We start from the raw sequence: 23,302 nt of genomic DNA on the forward strand, positions 1-23,302 counted from the left end.
GGATGGGCGCATGGCATCCCGGCTCGGCACCCAGCTCGTCGAGTGGCGCGCGACGACCGCCGTCGCGCGATCGCTCGCCGACCGCATCCGCATGCTGCTGCTCGACGGCCGCATCACCGCCGGCGAGCGGCTCCCGAGCGAGCGGGCGCTCGCCGCCGAGCTCGGCCGATCGCGCGCCACCATCGCTCGCGCCTACGAGCTGCTGGAGGCGGGCGGCTACGCGACCCGCGCGCACGGCTCCGGCACTCGCGCCGCGCTGCCCGCCCAGCGCATCCATCGCCCCGCCGCCGCCGGGGAGGGCGTGATCGACTTCACCATCGCCTCGGTGGGGTCGGCGCCCGGCATGCACGCCGCGACCGTGCGCGCGCTCGACCGGCTCGCCGGCCTGCTGGGCACGCCCGGCTACTCGCTCGACGGGCTGCCGGAGCTGCGCGAGCGCATCGCCGCGCGCTACGCGGCCCGCGGCCTGCCCACCGACCCCGACCAGATCGTCGTCACGAGCGGTGCGATGCACGCCCTCACCATCGTGCTCGCCGCCTTCGGCGAGCGCGGGCGCGGCGCGCTGGTCGAGCAGCCCTCGTTCCCGCACGCGCTCGAGGCGCTGCGCCGCACCGGCCACAGGCTGGTGCCGACACCCGTCTCACCCGAGCAGCCGACCGGCGGCTGGGATCCCGCGCACCTGATCGAGACGCTGCGCGCGCAGCGGCCCGCCCTCGCCTACGTGATCGCCGACTTCCACAACCCCACCGGCGCCACCATGCCGGAGCTCGAGCGCGCGCGGCTCGCCGCGGTCGCGCGCACCACCGGCACGCTGCTGGTCGTGGACGAGACGTGCGCAGAGCTCGACATCGATCGCGGCTGGACCCCGCGCCCCTTCGCCGCCCACGGCCCGGCGCTGCTGATCGGCTCGATGTCGAAGATCGCCTGGGGCGGGATGCGCATCGGCTGGGTCCGTGCAGCGAGCGCCGAGCAGACGGCGCGACTGCTGGCCGTGCGGCCCTCGATCGACCTCGGCACGCCGCTGCTCGAGCAGTGCATCGCGATCGAGCTGCTCGACGACATGGCGCCGCTGCTCGAGCGTGCGCGCGAGCGTCTGTCGGCCGGGCGCGCGGCCGTCGCCGCCGGCCTGGCCGAGCACCTGCCGGGCGTCGCCATGCCGCACGTGCCCGGCGGCCTCGCGGCCTGGATCGACCTCGGCGGCCCCTGGTCGACCTCGCTCTCGCTCGGCGCGCGCGACCGGGGGCTGCTCCTGCCGCCGGGGCCGCGCTTCTCCCCCTCGGGTGTGCTCGACCGCTTCGCGCGCATCCCCATCACCTGGGAGCCGGAGGTCACCGCCGCGGCGCTGGAGCGACTCGGCGGCGCCTGGCGCGCGCTGCACGCGGGGGAGCTCCCGGACTCCACGCGACTGGCGGCATCCGCCGTCGTGTGACGGGGCGGGAGTCCGGCCGGCGCGAGGCCGGCTGCGTCAGCGCGGCGGGCCGTCGTACGGCCCCTCGCCGCGGGCGACGCCCTGCTCGACGAGCGCGCGGAGCGAGCCGTCGATGCCGCGCAGCGCCCGCACGACGAGCACGACCGCGATCACGAGCCCGATCAGCAGCACGAGCGAGATGGCGGGGACGAGGAGGCCGACGAGGCCGAAGGTCACGGGGTAGCTGCTCATGGGACCAGCCTCGCAGACGCCGTGGGAGGGCACGACGAAGGCCCCGACCTCATGGTCGGGGCCTTCGTCGTCAGCGGGTGCTTACCAGCTCGACTTGGTCACGCCGGGCAGCTCGCCCGCGTGCGCCATGTCACGGAAGCGCACGCGCGAGATGCCGTAGGCACCGACGTGGCCGCGGGGGCGTCCATCGATGGCGTCGCGCTTGCGCACGCGCACCGGCGACGCGTTGCGGGGCAGCTTCTGGAGACCGAGACGAGCGGCCTCGCGCTCCTCATCGGTGCTCTTGGGGTTGACGAGGGCCTTCTTCAGCGCCAGGCGCTGCTCGGCGTAGCGGGCGACGATGACCTTCCGCTGCTCGTTCTTGGCGATCATGCTCTTCTTGGCCATTATCGCTCCTCTCGGAACTCGACGTGCTGGCGGACGACGGGGTCGTACTTCTTCAGCACAAGGCGGTCAGGGTTGTTGCGACGGTTCTTCTTCGTCACGTAGGTGTAGCCGGTGCCCGCGGTGGAGCGAAGCTTGATGATCGGACGGACGTCCTGCGACTTCTTCGCCATCAGAGCTTCACCCCCCGAGCCTGCATGTCACGGATGACGGCCTCGATGCCACGGGCATCGATGACCTTCATGCCCTTGGCCGAGACGTTGAGCGTCACGTTGCGCTTGAGCGACGGGACGAAGTAGGTCTTGCGCTGCACGTTCGGGTCGAAGCGTCGCTTCGTGCGTCGGTGCGAGTGCGAGATGTTGTGCCCGAAGCCTGGGACGGCTCCGGTCACCTGGCATACGGCTGCCATGGTGCCTCCAGAGTGGTTACCGTGGGCCGAAGCCCACCCAAGATCACTTGCCTGCCCACGCCGCTGCCGAGCCCTTGCGGGCGCTGGAGGGGGCGTGTGCTGCGCGGCCGAAGCCGCACCAAGGGTCTAGCCTACGGCACGCGCGGGCCGTGCGGCAAGGCCGGATCTGACGGCGGATGCGCGCGGGGCACGACTCGTCAGCGCGCGCTGGGCGGGAACACCGGCTGGCCGTCGGCGCCGATGGGGTAGGGCGTGCCGTCGGCGAACGTCGGCCAGGGCAGCAGGCCGCTCGCGTCGGGCTGCCGGGGCGGCTGCGGCCACGCCTGCTGCTGCGGCCACGCCTGCTGCTGCGCGCCGCCCGGGAGCACGGAGCCGGGCGCGGCGGCCGGCCGCACGTGCTCGCCGCGCGCCTCGGCCTCCTGCCAGTCGAGGTTGCGGCGGTTCCAGAACAGCAGCACGGTCACCGACGCCGCGAGCGCCGTCACGACGATCGCCGCGACCGTGGCGCGCCAGTACCACTCGCCCAGCTCGAAGCCGAACGCCTCGATCGCGAAGTGCAGCGTGAGCAGCACGCCGACCAGCCCCAGCAGCGCGGCGGCGACCTGGCCGAGCACCCGCCCGAACGCCGTGCCCGAGCGGTGGCCGAGGCTGATGAGGCCCCAGGCCCCAGCCGCAGCGGATCGCACCACGAGCAGTGTCAGCAGCACGATGCCGAGCAGCTCCGCGAAGAACCAGCCGGCGCCGAAGTCGTACTCGTCCACCGGCTCGCCTGCATCGCCGCCGCGCACCCAGATCGCGATCATCAGCACCGCGAGCAGGTAGGTGTTGGCCGCCACGCCGATGACCAGCGGCGTGGCAGAGCGGCGGGCGAGCACGAGGTCCAGCGCCAGCAGCGCCGTGAAGGCCAGGAAGACCACGACCGTCCAGACCACCCGCGCGGCCTGGCTCTCGAAGTCGCCGACGAAGATCAGCACGACCGTGATGAGGGTGACGACGGCGAGCAGGCACATGCCGACGAAGAGCACCGGCTGGATGCCCATGATGCGGCGAGGAGCGGCGGAGCCCGAACGGTGCACCGGCTCGGTGTCGGGGTTCGCGGACTGCGGGGTGCCGTAGGGGCTGGGCGGGTTCGTCACGGGCGACCTCCTCGATCGATGCGCTCAGTCTCACAGTCGCGGCCGGGCGCGCGCCAGCACCGCGCGACCCGTTGTGGAGAGCGTCAGCGCGCGGCGGCGCAGGCCGCGCACAGCCCGAAGATGTCGACCACGTGCTCGGGCTCGACGAAGCCGTGCTGCGCCGCCACCTGGCCGGCCCAGCGCTCGACCGCCGCGGCCTCGAGCTCGACGGTGCGGCCGCAGCTGCGGCAGATGAGGTGGTGGTGGTGCGTGGGCGTGCACGCGCGGTAGAGCAGCTCGCCGCCCGACTGCAGCGCATCCGCCTCGCCGTCCTCCGCGAGGGCCGCGAGCGCCCGGTAGACCGTCGCGAGGCCGACGGTCGAGCCGCCGCTGCGCAGCGACTGGTGGAGCGCCTGCGCGGAGACGAATTCGTCGCTCGACGCGAGCGCCTCGCGCACGGCTTCGCGCTGGCGGGTGGGGCGGCGGGTGGTGTCGGTCATCGGTTCCTCGCCTCGATAGTGGCACGCTCGGCGTCCTGGCGCCCAGTCCTGCGCGGTCGCGCCCGGCGCTGCGACGACGCGCGCGGCGACCTGCGGCGACCGCTGATCAGCCATGCGAGCGCGTACAGCAGGGCTGCGACGAGCGCGATCGCGCCACCGGCCGCGATGTCGAGTGCGCGCGACGCGAGGAGCCCGAGCACGCCGGCGAGGATGCCACCGGCGGGTGCGAGCACGAGCATCCATCGCCAGTCGCGCACCACCAGCCGCGCCGCCGCGGCCGGGGCGACGATGAGCGCCACCCCCAGGATCGCGCCGACCACCGGCATGATCGCGACGACGGTGCCGGCGATGAGCGCGAGGGAGGCGAGCTCCGGCAGCCAGGGCGCGAGCCCGGCACGGCGATAGCCCTGCTCGTCGGCGCTCGAGAAGAGCAGGTGGCCGCCGAGCACTGCCCACACCGCCAGCGCGACCAGCAGGACGGCACCGGTCAGGGCGAGGTCGGCGCCTGTCACCGCCAGCACCTGCCCGACGAGGAACGACTCGACGTCGATCGCGAGCGGCGACACCGACTGCAGGAAGGCGCCGAGGGCGAAGCCCGCGGTGAGCATCACCCCGGATGCCACGGCCGGCCCCTGGGAGCGGATGCGGCCGATGCCCACCGCGATGCCGATGAGCGCGACCGCCGCGACCGCGGCTCCCGCGGGGATCGAGACGCCGAGGATCGCGGCGGCGACCGCGCCCGGGAACGTCGCGTGGGTCAGCGACATCGTGAAGAACGCGCGCTCGCGCAGCACCACCAGCACGCCGACCACTCCGGCGAGGGCCCCTGCGAGCACGACCTCCAGCATGGCGAGGCCGAAGAAGTCGATGCCGCCCATCAGCGCACCGCCGACTGCCGCGGGCGGATGCGGGGCGCGCGCCCGCGCTGTGCGGAGCGGCGCAGCGCCGAGCCGCGCAGCGCCCCGACGCCCAGCGCGACCAGGTAGGCCAGCACCATCGTGAGCGCGACGGTCGCGCCCGGTGCGGCATCCACCCCCAGCTCGGCGAGCTGCACGACGATCCACAGCCCCATCCAGCCGGTCAGCGCGCCGAACAGCATCGACACCGCGATCGCCCCTGGCAGCGACCGCGTCAGCGCGCGAGCGGCGGCCGCCGGCACGATGACGACGGCGAGCGCCAGGAGGGTGCCGACCGATGCGGAGGCGGCGACCACCACGAGCGCGATCGCGACGGTGCCGACCATCTCGAGCGCGAGCACCGGCAGCCCCGCGCGGCGAGCGCCCGCCGCGTCGAAGGCGGCGAAGAGCTGCTGGCGCCCGGTGGCGACGACGAGCGCCACGGCGACGGCGACGAGCGCCACGGCGACGCCGAGCGAGCTCCAGGTGATGGTGAGCAGTCGCCCGAAGAAGAAGTCGGAGAGGCTGCCGCTCGAGCCGCCGCCGATGGAGACGAGCACCACGCCGAAGGAGAAGAAGGTGGTGAGCACGATCGCGACGGCGGTGTCGCGCGGCTGCCCGCGGCGCGACAGCAGCGCGAGCACGATCGCGGCGGTGAGCGCGGCGCCGATCGCGCCCGGCAGCAGGCCTGCCGTGCCGCCCGCGGCTGCGCCGATCGCGAGCCCGGGGAAGACGGCGTGCGTGAGGCCGTCGGTCGAGAACTCGAGGCGCCGCAGGTGCACGAGCATCCCGACGGTGCCGGCCGCCACGGCCAGCGCGACGAGCAGCAGCAGCGGCCTGCCCAGGAAGGGCGCGGCGAAGGGGGTGAAGGGGTCGATCAGCGCCGCGAGACCCGTCGACGCCGTCATCCGGAGTCGCGCCCCGCCCGCCGCTCGTCGGCGCGCGGGCGGTGGCCGTGCTCGGTCGCGTGGTGCTCGGTGGTCGCGAGGGTGTGGCCGTCGATCTCCATCACGTGGCTCGCGAAGGCGGCCTCGACCCGCTCGAGCGTCAGCACGCACGCGGTGTCGTCGAACGCGATCTGGCGCTCGTTGACGAGCAGCGTGCGGTCGCAGACGAGTCGGGCGAGCTCGAGGTCGTGGGTCGTGATGATGAGCGCCACCCCGCGGGCCTTGAGCGTGCCGATGGTGTCGACCAGCGCATCCCTCGAGCCCTGGTCGAGCCCGTTGAAGGGCTCGTCGAGCAGCAGCAGCCGCGGTTCGCTGGCGAGGGCGCGGGCCAGCAGGCCGCGCTGGCGCTGGCCGCCGGAGAGGTCGCCGAAGCGGGTGCGCCGCAGCTGCTCGAGCCCGACGGCCTCCAGCGCATCCGTGACGACTCGCCGATCCCCTCCCCCGGGCCAGCGCAGCCCCAGGCGCGGGATGCGGCCCATGGCGACGACCTGCTCCAGGGTCACGGGGAACGCCGGGTCGATCTCGCTCGTCTGCGGGAGCGTGCCGATCTCGCCACGACCGGTCGGCACCCGGAAGGTGCGAGCCTCGTGCCTCGCGAGGCCGAGGATGCCGGCGAGCAGCGTGGACTTGCCGGCGCCGTTCGGGCCGATCAGCGCGAGCGCCTCGCCCGCGCGCACGTCGAACGCGACGTCCGTCAGCACCGGCGCGCCGCCGTAGCCGAACGAGGCCCCCTCGATCTCGACGATCGCGCGCCCGGGCTCGCTCAGCTGCTCGCTCATGTCAGCGATTCTGGCACCGCGAGCGGCTCGACCCCCCATGCGGTCACGATCGCGGTGATGTTGTGGATCTGCGAGTCGATGTAGGTCGCGGTGTCGCTGCCCTCCGGCCCCAGGGCGTCGGCCGCCAGCGCGTCCTCGCCCTCGCGCAGCTCGACGCCCGCTTCGCGGGCGATCGTGGCCGCGAGCTGCGGGTCGATGGCGCTCTCGCTGAAGACCACCGACGTGCCCGTCTCGCGGATCTCGGCCACGAGCTCGTCGATGTGCGCGGCGCTCGCCTCGGCGCTGTCGTCGAGGCTCGGCAGCACCGTGCCCACCACCTGCACGTCGAAGGCGCGCTCGAGGTAGCCGAAGGTGTCGTGGGTCGTCACGACCAGGCGCTCATCGACGGGCACCTGCTCGATCGATCCGCGCATCCACGCCTCGAGAGCCTCGAGGCGCTCGACGTAGGCGCTCGCGGATGCGTCGATGTCGAGCTCCGGGTCCGCCTCGGTCAGGGCCGCGGCGATCGCCTCGGCCTGCACGATCACGTTCGCCGGGTCGGACCACACGTGCGGGTCGAACTCGCCGTGGTCGTGGCCCTCGTGACCGGCCTCGTCGTGCTCGTGCTCGTGCTCGTGGCCCTCGTGACCGGCCTCGTCGTGCTCGTGCTCGTGCTCGTGGCCTTCCTCGGCGTGCTCGTGGCCCTCCTCGGCGTGGTCGTGCTCGGCGTGGTCGTGGCCCGCGTGCGGGTCCTCGTCGGCGGCGATGAGCTCGAGCTCGCTCGAGGTGTCGACGACGGTGCCCGCGAAGCCCGAGGCCTCGACGGTGTCGTCGAGCCAGCCCTCGAGGCCGGCACCGTTGATGACGAGCAGATCGGCGTCGGCGAGCGCGTTGAGCGCCGCGGGGCCGGGATCGAAGGAGTGCGCGGACGCGCCCGGCTGCAGCAAGCTCGTCACCTCGGCCTCCTCGCCGACGATCTGGCGCGTGACGTCGGCGAGCTGCGTGGTGGTGGCGACGACCCGGAGGCGATCGCCGTCGGTGCCGGTCGACCCGGGCGCGCCGGGATCGGCACCCGCACCCGCGCATCCGGTGAGCACGAGGGCGACGGCCGCGGCGGTGCCGAGGGCGGGGAGCAAGCGCATGGAGGTTCCTTCTCAGCACGACGCCTTGCCGTGCCGCTCCACGCTACGGGGATGTGAGAACGATTGTCAATGTCGAACATTGGGCGGCCCGCAACGCGCTCGTCACAGAGCGCGCGTAGGCTCGCACCATGGCGACCAGCAATGAGACTCGGCAGTCGGCGATCACCGCAGCGCTCGGCTCCCGGCCCAGCATCGATCCCCCCGCAGAGCTCGAGCGCCGCATCGGCTTCCTCGTCGACTACCTGCGCACGACGGGCGCCCGCGGCTTCGTGCTCGGCATCTCCGGCGGGCAGGACTCCACGCTCGCGGGCCGTCTCGCGCAGCTCGCCGTCGAGCGCGTGCGCGAGGGCGGCGGCGACGCGAGCTTCGTCGCCGTGCGACTCCCCTACGGCGTGCAGCACGACGAGGACGACGCGCAGCTCGCGCTCGGCTTCATCGCGGCCGACCGCGCGGTCACCATCGACGTCAAGCCGGGCGTCGACGCGCTCGAGGCCTCCGTGGAGGCAGGGATCGGCCCGGTCGACGACTACCACAAGGGCAACGTGAAGGCTCGCGCGCGCATGATCGCGCAGTACGCGATCGGCGGTCAGCTCGGCATGCTCGTGCTCGGCACCGATCACGCCGCGGAGGCGGTGACCGGCTTCTACACGAAGCACGGCGACGGCGGCGCCGACCTGCTGCCGCTCGCCGGCCTCACGAAGGGCCAGGGCAAGGAGCTGCTGCGCGAGCTCGGCGCGCCCGACCGCCTGTGGCAGAAGGTGCCCACCGCCGACCTGCTGGACGAGCGGCCCGGCCAGACCGACGAGTCCGAGCTGGGGCTGCAGTACGAGCAGATCGACGCGTTCCTGCGCGGCGAGCCGGTCGACGACGGCGTCGCCGAGCAGATCATCGCCCGCTACGACGCCACCGAGCACAAGCGCCGCATGCCCGTCGGTCCCGACGACTCGTGGTGGCAGGGCGAGCGCAGCTAGTCCAGCAGCAGCGCCGGCTCCTCGAGGATCGAGGCGACGTCGGCGACGAAGCGGCTGATCACGTCGCCGTCGATCGCCCGGTGGTCGAACGAGCCGCCCACGGTCGTGACCCAGCGCGCCCGCACCTCGCCGTCGACGACCCACGGCTTCTGCCGGATCGTGCCGAGCGCGATGATGCCGGTCTCCCCCGGGTTCAGGATGGGCGTGCCGGTGTCCATGCCGAAGACGCCGATGTTCGTGATCGTGAACGTGCCGTGCTGCATGTCGGCCGGCTGCGTTCGCCCCTCGCGGGCGGTCGCGGTGAGCTCCTGGAGCGCCGTCGCCAGCTCCAGCAGCGACATGTCCTGCGCGTCCTTGACGTTCGGCACCAGCAGCCCGCGAGGCGTCGCTGCGGCGATGCCGAGGTTCACGTAGTGGTGCACGACGAGCTCGTCGCCCGTGAAGGTCGAGTTGACCTGCGGTGAGCGGCGGATCGCCCACAGGATCGCCTTCGCCATGATCAGCAGCGGCGAGACCCTGACGCCCGCGAAGTCGGTGGACGACTTCAGCCGCTGCACGAACTCCATCGTGCGCGTCGCGTCGACATCGGTGAAGACCGACACGTGCGGCGCGGTGAACGCCGAGTCGACCATCCCCTGCGCGATCACCTTGCGCACGCCCTTGACCGGGATCCGCTCCTCGCGGCCGCCCGACCACTCCGGCGCCTGCAGGTTGCGGAAGACCGTGGCCTGCTGCGCCGCCTGCACGACGTCGTCCCGCGTCACCTCGCCCGCGAGGCCCGATCCGGCCACGGCGGTGAGGTCGACCCCGAGATCCTTCGCGAGCTTGCGCGTGGGGGGCTTCGCGATCACGGGCGAGGCGGAGGCAGCGGGCACCGAGGCGGGCCGCACGGGCTGGGCCGGCGCCGGCACCGAGCGCACCGTCCGAGGCTTGCGCCTGCGGGTCTCGGCGCCGCCGCGCACGCCGTAGCCGACGAGCACGGCGCCGCCGTCCTCATCCTTCTCGACGGTGTCGGCGGTGTCCTGCGCGGTCTCCACCGCATCCGCGTCACCGCCCGAGACCCGGATGATCGGCGAGCCGACCTCGACCGTCTGGCCCTCCTCGACGAGCAGCGCCTCGACGGTGCCCTCGAAGGGGCTCGGCAGCTCGACGAGCGACTTGGCCGTCTCGACCTCGAGCAGCACGTCGTTGACGTGGACGGTGTCGCCCGGCTTCACGCGCCAGGTCACGATCTCCGCCTCGGTGAGGCCCTCGCCCGGATCGGGCAGTCGGAACTCCTGCATGGTGCGCCTTCCGTCAGTAGGCCATGGCGCGATCGACCGCGTCGAGCACGCGGTCGGCGTCTGGCAGGTAGATGTCCTCGAGCTGCGCCGGCGGGAACGGGGTGTCGAAGCCCGACACCCGCAGCACCGGCGCCTCGAGCGAGTAGAACGCGCGCTCGGCGATCGTCGCGGCGATCTCGCTGCCGACCGACACGTGGCCCGGCGCCTCCTGGGCGACGACCACGCGACCCGTGCGGCGCGCGGAGTCGACGAGCGTCTCCCAGTCGACGGGCGAGAGCGAGCGCAGGTCGACGACCTCGCACGAGGTGCCCTCGCGCTCGGCGATCTGCGCCGCCTGCAGGAGCACGTGCACCATCGCGCCGTGGCCGATGAGCGTCACGTCGGTGCCGGGGTGCGCGACGACGGCGCGGTGCATGCCGGCGACGCCGTCGAGCCCCGGGGCGGGCGAGGCGAGCACCTCGCCCTTGGACCAGTACTTCGACTTCGGCTCCAGGAAGACGACCGGGTCGTCGCTATCGATCGCCTGCCGCAGCATCCAGTGCGCGTCGTTGGCGGTCGAGGGGCTCACGACGCGCAGGCCAGCGGTGTGCGCGAAGTACGCCTCCGGGCTCTCCTGGTGGTGCTCGACGGCGCCGATGTGGCCGCCGTAGGGGATGCGGATCACGACCGGCATGCGCACCGCGCCGCGGTGCCGGGCGGTCATCTTCGCCAGCTGCGAGACGATCTGGTCGAAGCCGGGGTAGACGAAGCCGTCGAACTGGATCTCGATCACCGGCCGGTAGCCGCGCATCGCGAGCCCGATCGCGGTGCCGATGATCCCCGACTCCGCCAGCGGGGTGTCGAGCACGCGGTGGTCGCCGAACTCGGCGTGCAGGCCGTCGGTGATCCGGAAGACGCCGCCGAGCGGGCCGATGTCCTCGCCCATCAGGAGCACCCTGTCGTCCTGCTGCATCGCAGCCCGCAGGCCGGCGTTCAGCGCCTTCGCGATCGGCATGGTGGTGGTGGCGGCGGTGGGCTCGGTCATGCGTCGCCTCCGAAGCTGGACTCGAACTCGGCGAGCGCGCGCTTCTGCTCGGTCATGCGCGGGTGCGGCTCGGCGTAGACGTGGTCGAAGATGTCGTCGCTGATCGCGGTCCGGGCCTCGAGCGCCCGCCGCCGCATGTCGGCGGCGAGGTCGGCGGCCTCCCGCTCCTGCTCGTCGAGCACGGCGTCGGCGACGCCGAGCGAGCGCAGGTGCGCCGCGAGCCTGATGATCGGGTCGCGGCGCCGCCACGACTCCTCCTCGTCGCTCGTGCGGTAGCGCGTGGGGTCGTCGCTCGTCGTGTGCGCGCCCATCCGGTAGGTGTCCGCCTCGATGTAGCCGGGCGTGCCCTGGCGCGCCGCGTCGAGCATCCGCCGCGTCACCGCGAAGGAGGCGAGCGGGTCGTTGCCGTCCACCCAGGCGGCGTCGAGCCCGAAGCCGCGGGCGCGCTCGTGCAGCGGGAAGCGGCTCTGCCGGGTGGAGGGCACGGAGATCGCCCACTTGTTGTTCTGCACGAAGAACACGATCGGCGCCTCGTAGCTCGCCGCGAAGACGAGGCCCTCGCTCGCGTCGCCCTGGCTCGCGGCGCCGTCGCCGTAGAAGGCGATCACGGCCTCGTCGCGCAGCGCGTCGCCGGTGCCGCATGCGCCGTCGAGCCGCACCCCCATGGCGTAGCCCGTCGAGTGCAGGGCGTGCGTGGCGATGACGAGCGAGTAGATGCGCATGCCGCGCACCTCGAGCGGGTCCCACCCGCCGTGGCGCGCGCCGCGGAAGATGTCGATGATCTGGTCCATCGTCACACCGCGGTGCAGCGCGAGGAGGTGCTCGCGGTAGGAGGGGAAGATCGTGTCTTGGTCGCGAGCGGCCCACGCCGCGCCGACCTGCGCGCCCTCCTGCCCGATCGAGGGCACCCAGAGGCCGAGCTTGCCCTGCCGCTGCAGGTGGCCGGCCTCGATGTCGAAGCGGCGCGTGCGCACCATCTCGCCGTGCATCGCGACGCGGTCGTCGGTGCTCAGCTGCGCCGCGAGCGCATGCCACTGCTCGGCGGCGGCGCTCTCGACCAGCACGCCCTCGGCGTCGAGCAGGCGGATGGGCTCGGTCGCCTGCGGCGCGCGGGGCGCGTCGGCAGCGGTCACTGCAGCGCCTGGATCGCGACGGCCGCCGCGAGGATGTGCTCGTCGGCCTCGGGCTCGCCCACCGAGATCCGGGTGCCGCCGGGGAAGACCTTCGCGACGATGCGGTTCGCCTCGAGGATGTCGTGCACCTGCTCCTCCTGGCCGGGCGTCGCCGGCACCCAGAAGAAGTTGCCGTGCGGGCGAGGCACCTGCACGCCCGCTTCCACGAGCCGCTGCCAGAGCGCGTCGCGCTGCTCGGCGAGGCGCTCGATGCGCGAGAAGGTCTCCCCGACGTGCTCGAGCGCGGCGAGGGCGGCGGCCGAGCCGAGGGCGGTCTGCGACAGCGGCACGCCCGCCATGTCGGCGCCGCGGAGCACGGCGGGGTCGCCGACCGCGTAGCCCACGCGCAGGCCCGCGAGGCCGTGCGCCTTCGAGAACGTGCGCAGCACGACGAGGTTGTCGTGGGCGCGCTGCAGGGCGATGCCGTCGACGGTGGGGACGCGCACGAACTCGATGTAGGCCTCGTCGAGCAGGATGAGGACGTCGGAGGGGACCCGCGCGATGAAGGCGTCGAGCGCCTCGCGGTCGACGATCGTGCCGGTGGGGTTGTTGGGGCTGCAGACGATGACGGCGCGGGTGCGCTCGGTGATCGCGTCGGCCATCGCGTCGAGGTCGTGCGCGTGCTCGGCATCGACCGGCACCTCGATCGCCGTCGCCCCGCCCATCCGCACGAACAGCGGGTAGGCGTCGAACGACCGCCAGGCGTAGACGACCTCGTCGCCCGGGCCGGCGACGGCGTGGATGAGCTGCTGGATGAGCGCGGCGGAGCCGTCGCCGATCAGGATCCGCGCGGCGTCGACGCCCAGCTCGCTCGCGAGCGCCGCCTGCAGCTCGGGGCCGCCGGGCCGGGGGTACCGGTTGACCCGCTCGGCCTCGCGCTGCACCGCCTCGACCACCGCGGGCAGCGGCGGGAAGGGGTTCTCGTTGCTCGAGAGCTTGAAGCCCCCCTGCGGCGCTGGCCGCCCCTGCTGGTACGGCGGTACCGCCGCGATCTCGGGTCGAAGTCGCACAGTCACGCCCTCAGGCTATTGCGACCAGCCGCCCGGTGCAGGGATATGGGCCGGCGTCGGGGAGATGGTGCGAGAATCCCGGTATGCGCTTCCTGCTCCGAGTCGTCTTCACCGCCATCGCGATCTGGCTCGTCACGCTGTTCGTGGGCGGCGTGCACATCGTGCCCTTCGGCGACGAGGGGTGGCAGGTCGCGCTGACCACGCTCGGCGTCGCGATCGTCTTCGCGATCGTGAACGCGACGATCGGCAACGTCATCCGCATCGTGGCCTTCCCGCTCTACATCCTCACGCTCGGGATCGTGGCGCTGTTCGTCAACGCGTTCCTGCTGATGATCGTCCACTGGATCTCGGAGGCCGTGGGCTACGGGCTGCAGGTGGACGGCTTCTGGTGGGGCATGCTGGCCGCCGTGTGCATCGCGTTCCTGACGTGGCTCATCACGATCGTGACGCGCCCGATCTTCGGCAAGGAGCGCCCGCGCGAGCGGTGATCCGGCATCAGCGGCGCCGCAGGTGCACGCTGACCCCCGCGATGCCGATGCCGCCCGCCGCGAGCGTGGCGAGCCGCTCGCGGTACCGGTCGTAGGCGAGGTCGTCGAGGGCATCGAGCGTCTCGATGTACTCGAGGCCCGAGTGCCGCGCGAGGGGGCCGGAACCGTGCCCGCCGGCGCTCTCCACCACCGTGGTCGCGTGCACGCGCTCGTCGCCCCAGCCGTCGAGCGACGGCACGACGTCGCCGTGGTGCGCGACGCTGAAGACGGCCACCTGCGGCGGGATGCCGGCGGCGTCGACCGGCCCGCCGACGAGCAGCGCGGTCTGCACGTCGAACTCCCCCGACGCCGCGACGCTCGCCACCGCGCCGGCGCCCTGCGAGAAGCCGAAGAGGTCGACCGCGTCCCCCGGCTGCACGCCCGCCTGGCGCATCGCGGCGGCGACCGCGGCGCTCGAGCCGTGCAGCCGCGCCCCGTCGTCGCCCGCGTTCTCGAGGTTCGCCCGCATGTCGAGGCCCGTCGAGGGGTCTGGCCCGATCGACTCGGTGCCCCGCACGAAGACCTGGAAGCGGCGGGCGCCGTCGGGCATGCGGTGCTCGTGGATGGTCACCTGGTCGTCCTGCTCGACGATGATGCGCATCGCCGCCGCCGGATCCGCGATCGGCGCATCCGGAACCGCGACCGGGCGGCGGAACACCGCCTGCACGCGGCCGCCGCCCGTCACGAGCCCCGCGCCGCCGGCTGCAGCGAGCGCGATCATGCCGAGCACCTCGTCGTCGCCCACCCGCGACTCCAGCTGGGCGGCCATCGGGGCAGGGATGCCGAGCAGGCCGGCGAGCGCCTCGTCGGTCGACTCGACCGCGAGCGCGAGCGCCGTCGTGAACACCGGGTTCGCCATCAGCAGCTCGCCCGCGCGCTCCCAGAAGCCCGAGGTGTCGTCGAGGAAGCGCGCGACGTCGGTGCCGACCCGCCCGGCGCGCTGCGTCACGCTCGCGAGCAGCTCGGGGTGCAGGAGCAGCAGCCGCGCGGCCAGCGGCACCGCCACGAGGCCGATCGCCACCGCCCCGGGGGCCACGGCGAGCAGGGCGCCCCGCGCCGCCGAGCCCAGGGCGTGGGCGACGCCGCCCGCGGTCTGCTCGATCAGGTGCCGCACCGCATCCGACGCCCACGCGTAGGCGCGGCCGGCGAGCGCGGTGTGGTCGTGCAGCCCGTCGAGATCCTCGACGAGCCGCCGCGCCTCGACGGCCCGCTCGCGGATCGCGGCCCCGCACAGGCGCAGCGTCGCGACGTCGATGCCCTGCGCGGCGGGCACCAGGAGGTCGGGCGCTGCCCGGAGCGCGTGGAGCGCATCCTGGGCGCGGGCTCGCGCCTCGCGCAGCTGCGCGCACGCCATCCCCGTCACCGATGGATCCCAGGCCCGCAGCTTCGGGCCGCTCTCGCTCACGCCGAGCCCCGGATCACCGCGCGCCCCGGGATCACAGCGCGCCCCGGATCGACGACGCGAGCAGCTGCAGCGCCGTCGACTCGTCGAGCAGCCGTGCGCGGAGCGCCTGCCCGCGAGCGTCGAAGGCTTCGCGGGCGGGCCCGAGCCACGCCTCCTGCCCGCGCAGCACCGCGAGCGCCGCGGCATCCTCGAGCGCACGGGCCGCCCGCTCCACCGCACCGATCGCCTCGTGCGCCTCCGCAGCGGCGCTCGCCCTCGCCGCCGCGACCACCGCGTCTGTCACCGTCATCTCGCCACCCGCCCCTCGCCCGCCTCGATGCCGCTCGCACGATCGCACCGCTGCGGGGCAGCTCGCGGCGGTGAGGCTCGACCCTGTGGAGAGGCCCTCTGCCGTGCGCCAGAATGGAGCCGTGACCATCGACCGGGAGTTCGCCGATGCGACGCGCTTCCGCGTCTGCTTCGTGTGCACCGGCAACATCTGCCGATCCCCGATGGCCGCGACCGTCTTCGAGCACCTAGCCAAGAAGCACGGGGTCGCGGAGCGCCTGCTGGTCGCGAGCGCGGGCATCAGCGAGTACCACGTGGGCGAGACGGCCGACCCGCGCACCCTCGTCGCGCTCACCGATGCCGGCTACGACGCCGTCGCCCACCGCGCCAAGCAGTTCAAGGCGAAGTGGCTCGACGCCTTCGACCTCGTGATCGCCTTCGACCGCGGCCAGGAGCGCGCCCTGCGCTCGCTCGCCCGCAGCGACGAGCAGGAGTCGAAGATCCGCTTGCTGCTGTCGTTCGACCCCGAGGCGGCCGGCTTCGACGTGCCGGACCCCTACTACTCGGAGGACGCCTTCTTCGGCACCGTCCTCCACCAGATCGAGACCGCCGTCAGCAGGCTGTTCCGACAGATCCAGCCCGCCATGCGCCCCTGAAGGAGCCCCATGCCCCTCCCCATCCAGCCGCTCTCGCCCCTCGACGGCCGCTACCAGCGGCAGACCTCGGCGCTGGCCGAGCACCTCTCCGAGGCCGGCCTCAACCGCGCCCGCGTGCACGTCGAGGTCGAGTGGCTGCTCTGGGTCGCCGAGCACGGGCTGTTCGGCGCCACCCCGGTCGAGGCGCATCAGGCGGATGCGCTGCGGCAGTGGGCGGCGGCGTTCGACCAGGAGCAGATCGACTGGCTCGCCGAGAAGGAGGCGGTCACCCGCCACGACGTGAAGGCCGTCGAGTACCTCGTGCGCGACCAGCTCGAGCAGCTCGGGCTCGCACGCCTCTCGGAGGCGGTGCACATCGCCTGCACGAGCGAGGACATCAACAACCTCTCCTACGCGCTGACGATCCGCACCGCGGTGGCCGAGGTCTGGATGCCCGCGTTCCGCGCCGTCATCGACCGGCTGCGCGAGCTCGCGATCGAGCACCGCGAGCGGCCGATGCTCTCGCTCACGCACGGGCAGCCCGCGACCCCGACGACGCTCGGCAAGGAGCTCGCCGTCGTCGCCTGGCGCCTCGAGCGGCAGGCGACGCGCATCGAGGCGGTCGAGGTGCTCGGCAAGTTCGCCGGCGCCACGGGCACCTTCTCGGCCCACGTCGTGGCCGAGCCCGGCGCCGACTGGCCCGCCACGGCATCCGCGTTCGTCGAATCGCTCGGGCTCACCTGGAACCCGCTCACGACGCAGATCGAGTCGCACGACTGGCAGGCAGAGCTCTTCGGCGCCGTCTCGCACGCGGGCCGGATCCTGCACAACCTGGCGACCGACGTGTGGACGTACATCATGCTCGGCACCTTCACGCAGATCCCGATCGCGGGCGCGACCGGCTCGTCGACGATGCCGCACAAGATCAACCCGATCCGCTTCGAGAACGCCGAGGCCAACCTCGAGATCGCCTCCGCCCTGCTCGACTCGCTCTCGGCCACGCTCGTCACCAGCCGCCTCCAGCGCGACCTCACCGACTCGTCGACGCAGCGCAACATCGGCGTGGCGCTCGGCCACTCGCTGCTCGCGCTCGACAACCTGCGCCGCGGCCTCAGCGAGATCGCGGTGTCGGATGCGTCGCTCGACGCCGCGCTCGAGGGCAACTGGGAGGTGCTCGCCGAGGCGATCCAGACGGTGATCCGCGCCGAGGTGCTCGCCGGCAGCTCGTCGATCGACGATCCCTACGCCCAGCTGAAGGAGCTCACGCGCGGGCAGCGCGTCGGTCAGGCGGAGCTCGTCGCCTTCGTCGACGGCCTCGACGTCTCGGATGCGGCGAAGGAGCGCCTGCGCCGACTCACGCCGGCTGCGTACACGGGCGTCGCCAGCGCGCTCGTCGACCGGCTGCCGTGACCGCCGGACGCGTCGCGGCCCGCGCCGGTGAGCACCAGCGCGGGCCGCGACGAGGATCCCGCTAGAAGACCGCGGGGGTCCGCACCGGCTCGGCCGCGAGCGAGGTGCGCGGCTCCTCGATGGGCGTCAGACCGGCCTCGACGCGGGCGCCCAGGTCGGCGTCGACGTCCTTCCAGTACTGGATGGCGCGCTCGCGGATGGCGGGGATGCGCGTCTTGCCGACGTGCCCCACGATGTTCTCCACCAGGCGGGCGCGCGCCTCGTCGTCGAGCACCTCGCGGTAGAGGGTCCCTGCCTGGCCGAAGTCGTCGTCCTCGGCGTGCAGCGTCACCGCGGAGCGAACGAGCTCGCCGTCCGACGCCCACCCGCCGTCGTCCCCCGCCGCAGCCGCATCCGCCGCAGGCCCGCCGAACGAGTTCGGCGCGTAGACCGGGGCGGCGGGCGAGCGGAAGGTGTGCCGCAGCTGGCCGTCCTTGTCGTAGGAGCTGACCTCCGTGGCCCTCGCGCGGTTGACGGGGAGCTCGGCGTGGTTCGCACCGATGCGGTAGCGGTGCGCGTCGGCGTAGCTGAAGATGCGGGCCTGCAGCATCTTGTCGGGGCTGGCGGCGATGCCGGGCACGAAGTGCGCCGGGCTGAACGCCGCCTGCTCGATCTCTGCGAAGTAGTTCTCGGGGTTGCGGTCGAGGGTCATGCGACCGACCTCGATCAGCGGGTAGTCGCCGTGCGGCCACACCTTCGTCAGGTCGAAGGGGTTGAAGCGGTAGGTCGCGGCGTCTGCGTAGGGCATCACCTGCACGGAGAGCGTCCACGAGGGGAAATCGCCGTCCTCGATCGCCGAGTACAGGTCGCGGATGTGGTGGTCGGCGTCGCTGCCCGCGAGCTCGTCGGCCTCCTCCTGCGTGAGGAAGTCGTTGCCCTGGTCCGTCTGGAAGTGGTACTTGACCCAGAAGCGCTCGCCCTCGGCGTTGATCCACTGGTAGGTGTGCGAGCCGAAGCCGTCCATGTGGCGCCACGTCTTCGGCAGACCGCGGTCCCCCATGAGCCAGGTGACCTGGTGGGCCGACTCGGGCGAGAGGGTCCAGAAGTCCCACTGCATGTCGTTGTCGCGCAGGTTCGAGCCGGGCAGGCGCTTCTGCGAGTGGATGAAGTCGGGGAACTTGATGCCGTCGCGGATGAAGAAGACGGGCGTGTTGTTGCCGACGAGGTCGTAGTTGCCCTCGCTCGTGTAGAACTTCAGCGAGAAGCCGCGCGGGTCGCGCCACGTGTCGGGGCTGCCCTGCTCGCCGGCGACGGTCGAGAAGCGCGCGAGCATCTCGGTCTCCACCCCGGGCTGGAAGAGCGCGGCGCGGGTGTACTGCGAGACGTCGTTGGTGGTGACGAAGCGACCGTAGGCGCCGCCGCCCTTGGCGTGCACCACCCGCTCCGGCACGCGCTCGCGGTTGAAGTGCGCGAGCTTCTCGACCAGGTAGTGGTCGGTCAGGGCGATCGCGCCGTCGGCGCCGACGCTCTGCGAGTGCGCGTCGCTCGCGATCGGGGTGCCGACGCTGTTCGTGGTGGGTGTCGTCATGGATCCTCTTCCGTCTCGGTCTCGGTCTCGCTCAGGCGGCTGCCTCGACGCAGTCGGCGCAGACGCCGACGAACGTCACCTCCGCGGTGCGCACGGCGAACCCGGGCGGCGCGTCGGCGTGCAGGCACGGCGCCGCGCCGACGACGCAGTCGACGTCCTCGACCCTGCCGCAGCGCGAGCAGACCGCGTGGTGGTGGTTGTCGTCGACCCGGCGCTCGTAGCGCGCCGCCTGCCGCTCGGGCTCGAAGCGGCGCAGCAGCCCGACCGCCGTCAGGTCGCCGAGCACGTTGTGCACCGACTGCAGGCTGAGGTCGGAGCCGGTCAGGGCGAGCGCTCTGTGCACTGCATCAGCACCGGCGTGCGGCATCCGCTCGAGCGCGTCGAGCACCGCGAGCCGGCCCTGCGTCACGCGCAGGCCCCGCTCGCGCAGCAGCTCGGCGTCGCGATCGGTCATGGACCCACCGTATCGCTTATCGTGAATCGATCAAATCTATCGACGGGCGACCGGCCTCGTCGAGGTCAGGCGACCGGCCTGCCCGATGCTTCGTGGCCCCACTCCGACCAGGAGCCGTCGTAGACCGCGGCCGAGCGGCCGACGAGCACCGCCGCGAGCGCCAGCACGGAGGCGGTGACGCCCGAGCCGCAGCTCGCGATGATCGATCGATCGCCCGCCGCCTCGCTCAGGCGCGCCCGCAGCTGCTCGACCGGCAGCATGCTGCCTCCGGGCGCGAGCTCGGCGAAGGGCAGCGAGACCGCACCGGGCATGTGCCCCGCGCGCACGCCCGCCCGCGGATCGGGCTCTGCGCCCGAGAACCGGGCGGCCGAGCGCGCGTCGAGCACCGCGGCGTCGCCCGAGGCGAGCGCTGCGGCCGTGACCTCCGCGTCGACCATCGCGGAGGCATCCCACCTCACCGCCACATCGCCACGGCGGCCGGTGGTCGCGGCCACCTCCGTCAGCGGATGCCCGGCGGCGACCCAGGCGGGCAGCCCGCCGTCGAGCACGGCGGCATCGATGCCTGCGGCGCGCAGCATCCACCACGCGCGGGCGCTGGAGAAGAGCCCGGCCGCGTCGTAGGCGACGACGCGGTCGCCCTCGCGCACGCCGAGCGCGCGCAGCGCGCGCTCGAAGCCGGCCGGCGCGGGCATGTCGTGCACGCCCACCGGGCCCAGCCCATCCGACTCGTCGTGCCGCGACATCGCGCCCTCGAGGTCGAAGCGCACGGCGCCGGGGATGCCCTCGGTCGGCAGCGGCGCGTCGGAGCCCGGCGGCCGCATGGAGGCGTCGACCACCACGAGGCCCTCGTCGCCCAGGCGCTCGGCCAGCCAGTCGACGGAGACGAGATCGCGCATGGGCATCAGCGCTGCTCGTCGGGGAACGAGGTGATGATCTGCCCGGAGCCGAGCCCGACGCCGACCGTCACCATCCAGGAGCGCTCGACCGCGCCGGCGTCGACGAGCTCGACCAGGACGTCGTAGTTCACGATGTCGTCGCGGTACTCCTCGACCCGGGTCGGCTGCTCGAGCGCGCGGTCGATCGCGAACCACGCCACGTCCTCCCAGTCGGCGTCGACCAGGTCTGCGAGCTCGCCGAAGTCGCCCGTGTGGCCGTCGGCGATGTGGCGCCAGCCGGCGCCGGAGGCGTTGCCGCACGTCAGGCGCGCGTCTCCCGCAGCCAGGTCGAGGTCGGGCCAGGCGGCCCGGTCGAAGCTCGTCAGCGTCTCGCGCCCGCCGCGGCCGTCGCAGTTGGCATCGGGGTCGACGTCGTCGGCGACGGGGTCGAACGCGCGGCCCTCCGCGAGGAGGTGGGGGCTGTTCGGATGCCCGGCACCCTGGTGCTCATCGCCCGCGTGCTCCTCGCCCTGGCCGGAGCCGCCGTCGCTCGACGCCGGCGACGCGGTCTCCACGGCGGTGAGGGCAGTGCAGCCCGCGAGCACCAGCGGCAGCAGCAGCGCCGCCGCGAGCCCCGAGGCGCGCGTCACGCCTCGAAGCCCTCGCGCTTGTCGAGATCGGCCGCCGAGCGGCCCTTCGGCTTGATGGCGAGCATCATGGTCGCCGTCAGCAGCAGCGTGCCGATGAAGCCGATGCCGCCGAAGATGATCGCGAGCGTGATGTCGCGGACGCTCAGCATGACCACGAGGCCGATGAAGCCGCCCGCGACGACGGCGAAGACCAGGTACTCGAAGGGCTTCAGCTTCTGGCGGCGACTGGGCTGGCCGGGCTGCTGGGGATCTGCGTCACTCATGCGTCGCTCCGCTCGGTCGAGGTGGTGCGGGAGGGGCGCGCGGAGAGCGCCGCGACCGCGTGGAAGACACCCACGATGACGGCGTAGGCGCCGATGAACCCCGTCAGGCTGACCGGGTCGCGCAGGAAGGCGAACACGATGCCGAGCAGCACCGTGACGCCGCCGACCACGAGCCAGTCGCGAGCCAGCTGGCGCGTGCGCGGCTCGCTGCTGGCGCGCAGTCGCACCCATCCCTGCAGCTCGACGAGCCCGCTGGGCACCGCCCAGAGCGCCACGGTGAGCCCGAGCACCGCCGGGGTCGGCGCGATGAACGCCATGGCGACGGCGACCAGGCCTGCGACGCCCGACCAGACGGCCACGACGGTCGGCCAGGCTCCCGCTCCCTCCGGCACCCGGTGGCGCGCGACCCACATCGCAGCGGCGCTGCCGAGCAGCAGCGCGGCGAGCGCGATCAGCCCGACGAGCGGCGAGTGCAGCTGGATGAAGGGCAGCGGCAGACCGACGACGAGGGCGGGGATGGCGCGCAGCGCAGGGAGGTGCCAGTGCTGCAGCCCCTGCGAGGCGACGGGCGTGGCGGTCACGGATCTCCTCACGGTTCGCCCTCGATCCTATCGGCGCCGCGGCAGCGCAGGAGGGCGGGGCGGCGCAGCGCTGGGCCGGCGGCGTAGCCTGGCCGCATGACGCTCGAGCACCACCGCCCCTTCATCGAGGACCTCTACCGAGAGCTGCACGCGAGCCCTGAGCTCTCGCTCCGCGAGCACCGCACGGCCGCCCGCATGGCCGAGCTGCTGCGGGAGTCGGGCTTCGAGGTGCACGAGCAGGTCGGCACGGCCACGGGCGTGGTCGGCGTGCTGCGGCGCGGTGAGGGCCCGACGGTGCTGCTGCGCGCCGACATGGACGGGCTGCCGGTGACCGAGGTCGACCTGGTCCCCTACCGCTCGAGGGCCACTGCCGACCTCGGCGGCTCGCCCGTCGGCGTCATGCACGCCTGCGGCCACGACACGCACATGGCCTCCCTGCACGGCGCCCTCCGCATCCTCGTCGACCAGGACGACTGGTCGGGCACGATCATCGCGCTGTTCCAGCCCGCCGAGGAGACCATGGACGGCGCGCTCGGCATGCAGGATGCGCTGCGAGCGCTGCTGCCCGACGGCATCGACGTGGCGCTCGGCCAGCACGTCATGCCGGGCGCCGCCGGCACCGTGCTCACCGCCGGAGGCCCGGTCATGGCGGCCAGCGACCACGTCGTCGTCACCGTGCGAGGGCGCGGCGGCCACGGCTCGCAGCCCGAGAAGACGATCGACCCGATCGTGCTCGCCGCGAGCATGGTGCTGCGCCTGCAGACGATCGTCTCCCGCGAGGTCGCGCCGCGCGAGCAGGCGGTGCTCACGATCGGCACCTTCCACGCCGGCACGCGGCAGAACATCATCCCCGAGACGGCGCGCTTCGAGATCAACATCCGCACCTTCGACGAGCAGGTGCGCACGCGGATGATCGCCGCGATCGAGCGCATCGTGCAGGGCGAGTGCGCCGTCGCCGGTGCCCCGCCGGCCATCATCGAGACGGGCGAGCGCGCGCCGCTCACGGTGAACGACGCGGATGCGGCTGCGGCCGTGGGCGCAGCGTTCGACGCGGTCTTCGGCGAGCAGCACCTGCCGCAGACCCCCGTGCTCGGCTCCGAGGACTTCAGCTATCTGCCCGACACCTGGGGCGCGCCCTCGGTCTACTGGTTCTATGGCGGCTTCGACCCGCAGCTCGTCGCCGAGGCGACCGCGCGCGGCACGGCAGACGCCGACGTGCCCTCGAACCACTCCCCCGACTTCATCCCGGTGCTGCAGCCGACGCTCGACACCGCGACGACCGCCATGGTCACCGCGGCGCGCGCCTTCCTCGCCTAGTCGGGCGCTGGCCGCATCCCGCGAGCGGCAGCGCTGCTCGGAATAGTGGCGTGCTGACCGCGTTGTCTGATCACGGCGTC

At 73.3% G+C, this 23,302-nt stretch carries 28 protein-coding genes; 6 read left to right on the forward strand and 22 right to left on the reverse strand.

Annotated features, from left to right (window positions below):
- Positions 1-10 precede the first annotated feature (10 nt).
- A complete protein-coding gene (locus AA0Z99_RS11410; protein WP_413317454.1) occupies positions 11-1,429 on the forward strand; it encodes a PLP-dependent aminotransferase family protein in 1,419 nt (472 codons plus the stop codon).
- A 36-nt stretch (positions 1,430-1,465) separates the two neighbouring features.
- On the opposite strand, the gene AA0Z99_RS11415 is transcribed toward AA0Z99_RS11410, so the two are convergent.
- The 10 genes from AA0Z99_RS11415 to AA0Z99_RS11460 form a co-directional block, all read right to left on the reverse strand.
- Complete coding sequence (locus tag AA0Z99_RS11415; protein ID WP_413317456.1) at positions 1,466-1,660, reverse strand: hypothetical protein; 195 nt, start codon at positions 1,658-1,660, stop codon at positions 1,466-1,468.
- Between the two features lie 81 nt (positions 1,661-1,741).
- The gene (gene rpsN / locus AA0Z99_RS11420; protein WP_413317458.1) at positions 1,742-2,047 is read right to left on the reverse strand and encodes a 30S ribosomal protein S14; all 306 of its coding nucleotides are present in this window, start codon (positions 2,045-2,047) and stop codon (positions 1,742-1,744) included.
- A complete protein-coding gene (rpmG, locus tag AA0Z99_RS11425; RefSeq protein WP_072314797.1) occupies positions 2,047-2,217 on the reverse strand; it encodes a 50S ribosomal protein L33 in 171 nt (56 codons plus the stop codon). Before rpmG ends, rpsN begins: the two co-directional genes overlap by 1 nt.
- Positions 2,217-2,453, reverse strand: coding sequence for a 50S ribosomal protein L28 (rpmB, locus tag AA0Z99_RS11430; protein ID WP_128190402.1), 237 nt, complete (start codon positions 2,451-2,453; stop codon positions 2,217-2,219). The genes rpmG and rpmB overlap by 1 nt, the downstream gene beginning before the upstream one ends.
- A gap of 197 nt (positions 2,454-2,650) precedes the next feature.
- Entirely contained in the window at positions 2,651-3,589 is a 939-nt protein-coding gene (locus AA0Z99_RS11435; RefSeq protein WP_413317461.1) for a hypothetical protein, read from the reverse strand.
- A gap of 83 nt (positions 3,590-3,672) precedes the next feature.
- Positions 3,673-4,068, reverse strand: a complete 396-nt coding sequence (locus AA0Z99_RS11440; RefSeq protein WP_413317463.1) for a Fur family transcriptional regulator — start codon at positions 4,066-4,068, stop codon at positions 3,673-3,675.
- Entirely contained in the window at positions 4,065-4,946 is an 882-nt protein-coding gene (locus tag AA0Z99_RS11445; RefSeq protein WP_413317465.1) for a metal ABC transporter permease, read from the reverse strand. Before AA0Z99_RS11445 ends, AA0Z99_RS11440 begins: the two co-directional genes overlap by 4 nt.
- Complete coding sequence (locus AA0Z99_RS11450; RefSeq protein ID WP_413317467.1) at positions 4,946-5,872, reverse strand: metal ABC transporter permease; 927 nt, start codon at positions 5,870-5,872, stop codon at positions 4,946-4,948. Before AA0Z99_RS11450 ends, AA0Z99_RS11445 begins: the two co-directional genes overlap by 1 nt.
- Positions 5,869-6,690, reverse strand: a complete 822-nt coding sequence (locus tag AA0Z99_RS11455; RefSeq protein ID WP_413317469.1) for a metal ABC transporter ATP-binding protein — start codon at positions 6,688-6,690, stop codon at positions 5,869-5,871. The genes AA0Z99_RS11450 and AA0Z99_RS11455 overlap by 4 nt, the downstream gene beginning before the upstream one ends.
- Complete coding sequence (locus AA0Z99_RS11460) at positions 6,687-7,811, reverse strand: metal ABC transporter substrate-binding protein (RefSeq protein ID WP_413317471.1); 1,125 nt, start codon at positions 7,809-7,811, stop codon at positions 6,687-6,689. Before AA0Z99_RS11460 ends, AA0Z99_RS11455 begins: the two co-directional genes overlap by 4 nt.
- A gap of 128 nt (positions 7,812-7,939) precedes the next feature.
- Here AA0Z99_RS11460 and nadE point away from each other — a divergent pair, with 128 nt between their 5' ends.
- Positions 7,940-8,782, forward strand: coding sequence for an ammonia-dependent NAD(+) synthetase (gene nadE / locus AA0Z99_RS11465; protein ID WP_413317473.1), 843 nt, complete (start codon positions 7,940-7,942; stop codon positions 8,780-8,782).
- Here the strand turns inward: nadE and AA0Z99_RS11470 are convergent.
- The 4 genes from AA0Z99_RS11470 to AA0Z99_RS11485 are packed head-to-tail and all read right to left on the reverse strand — an operon-like array spanning position 8,779 to position 13,277.
- On the reverse strand, positions 8,779-10,065 hold the full coding sequence (locus tag AA0Z99_RS11470) for a dihydrolipoamide acetyltransferase family protein (RefSeq protein WP_413317475.1): 1,287 nt from the start codon (positions 10,063-10,065) through the stop codon (positions 8,779-8,781). The two genes, nadE and AA0Z99_RS11470, sit on opposite strands and share 4 nt — an antisense overlap.
- Positions 10,066-10,078: 13 nt before the next feature.
- Positions 10,079-11,089 (reverse strand): alpha-ketoacid dehydrogenase subunit beta, encoded by a 1,011-nt coding sequence (locus AA0Z99_RS11475; protein ID WP_413317477.1) that lies wholly within the window; start codon positions 11,087-11,089, stop codon positions 10,079-10,081.
- Complete coding sequence (locus tag AA0Z99_RS11480; RefSeq protein ID WP_413317479.1) at positions 11,086-12,222, reverse strand: thiamine pyrophosphate-dependent enzyme; 1,137 nt, start codon at positions 12,220-12,222, stop codon at positions 11,086-11,088. Before AA0Z99_RS11480 ends, AA0Z99_RS11475 begins: the two co-directional genes overlap by 4 nt.
- On the reverse strand, positions 12,219-13,277 hold the full coding sequence (locus AA0Z99_RS11485; RefSeq protein WP_413317481.1) for a histidinol-phosphate transaminase: 1,059 nt from the start codon (positions 13,275-13,277) through the stop codon (positions 12,219-12,221). The genes AA0Z99_RS11480 and AA0Z99_RS11485 overlap by 4 nt, the downstream gene beginning before the upstream one ends.
- Before the next feature lie 77 nt (positions 13,278-13,354).
- Between AA0Z99_RS11485 and AA0Z99_RS11490 the strand changes: the two genes are divergently transcribed.
- Positions 13,355-13,759 carry a phage holin family protein gene (locus AA0Z99_RS11490; RefSeq protein WP_413317483.1) on the forward strand — a complete coding sequence of 135 codons (405 nt, stop codon included), beginning with the start codon at positions 13,355-13,357 and terminating at the stop codon, positions 13,757-13,759.
- Positions 13,760-13,766: 7 nt separating this feature from the next.
- Here AA0Z99_RS11490 and AA0Z99_RS11495 read toward each other — a convergent pair whose 3' ends face one another.
- Entirely contained in the window at positions 13,767-15,203 is a 1,437-nt protein-coding gene (locus tag AA0Z99_RS11495; protein WP_413317485.1) for a hypothetical protein, read from the reverse strand.
- Positions 15,204-15,234: 31 nt separating this feature from the next.
- Positions 15,235-15,492 carry a hypothetical protein gene (locus AA0Z99_RS11500; RefSeq protein WP_413317487.1) on the reverse strand — a complete coding sequence of 86 codons (258 nt, stop codon included), beginning with the start codon at positions 15,490-15,492 and terminating at the stop codon, positions 15,235-15,237.
- A gap of 121 nt (positions 15,493-15,613) precedes the next feature.
- Between AA0Z99_RS11500 and AA0Z99_RS11505 the strand changes: the two genes are divergently transcribed.
- Positions 15,614-16,126, forward strand: coding sequence for a low molecular weight protein-tyrosine-phosphatase (locus tag AA0Z99_RS11505; protein ID WP_413317489.1), 513 nt, complete (start codon positions 15,614-15,616; stop codon positions 16,124-16,126).
- 9 nt (positions 16,127-16,135) lie between these two features.
- Positions 16,136-17,515 carry an adenylosuccinate lyase gene (purB, locus tag AA0Z99_RS11510; protein WP_413317491.1) on the forward strand — a complete coding sequence of 460 codons (1,380 nt, stop codon included), beginning with the start codon at positions 16,136-16,138 and terminating at the stop codon, positions 17,513-17,515.
- 61 nt (positions 17,516-17,576) lie between these two features.
- On the opposite strand, the gene AA0Z99_RS11515 is transcribed toward purB, so the two are convergent.
- From AA0Z99_RS11515 to AA0Z99_RS11540, 6 genes are all read right to left on the reverse strand, one after another.
- Positions 17,577-19,082, reverse strand: a complete 1,506-nt coding sequence (locus tag AA0Z99_RS11515; protein ID WP_413317493.1) for a catalase — start codon at positions 19,080-19,082, stop codon at positions 17,577-17,579.
- 31 nt (positions 19,083-19,113) lie between these two features.
- Positions 19,114-19,536 (reverse strand): Fur family transcriptional regulator, encoded by a 423-nt coding sequence (locus AA0Z99_RS11520; RefSeq protein WP_413317495.1) that lies wholly within the window; start codon positions 19,534-19,536, stop codon positions 19,114-19,116.
- 65 nt (positions 19,537-19,601) lie between these two features.
- On the reverse strand, positions 19,602-20,438 hold the full coding sequence (locus AA0Z99_RS11525; protein WP_413317497.1) for a sulfurtransferase: 837 nt from the start codon (positions 20,436-20,438) through the stop codon (positions 19,602-19,604).
- Complete coding sequence (locus AA0Z99_RS11530) at positions 20,438-21,061, reverse strand: hypothetical protein (protein ID WP_413317499.1); 624 nt, start codon at positions 21,059-21,061, stop codon at positions 20,438-20,440. The genes AA0Z99_RS11525 and AA0Z99_RS11530 overlap by 1 nt, the downstream gene beginning before the upstream one ends.
- Positions 21,058-21,324, reverse strand: a complete 267-nt coding sequence (locus tag AA0Z99_RS11535; protein WP_413317501.1) for an ABC transporter ATP-binding protein — start codon at positions 21,322-21,324, stop codon at positions 21,058-21,060. The genes AA0Z99_RS11530 and AA0Z99_RS11535 overlap by 4 nt, the downstream gene beginning before the upstream one ends.
- Positions 21,321-21,905, reverse strand: a complete 585-nt coding sequence (locus tag AA0Z99_RS11540) for a hypothetical protein (protein WP_413317502.1) — start codon at positions 21,903-21,905, stop codon at positions 21,321-21,323. The genes AA0Z99_RS11535 and AA0Z99_RS11540 overlap by 4 nt, the downstream gene beginning before the upstream one ends.
- 96 nt (positions 21,906-22,001) lie before the next feature.
- Here AA0Z99_RS11540 and AA0Z99_RS11545 point away from each other — a divergent pair, with 96 nt between their 5' ends.
- A complete protein-coding gene (locus tag AA0Z99_RS11545) occupies positions 22,002-23,222 on the forward strand; it encodes an amidohydrolase (protein ID WP_413317504.1) in 1,221 nt (406 codons plus the stop codon).
- The last annotated feature ends 80 nt before the right edge of the window (positions 23,223-23,302 follow it).

The sequence above is a fragment of the Agrococcus phoenicis genome (assembly GCF_047302415.1).
Classification (GTDB): Bacteria; Actinomycetota; Actinomycetes; order Actinomycetales; family Microbacteriaceae; genus Agrococcus.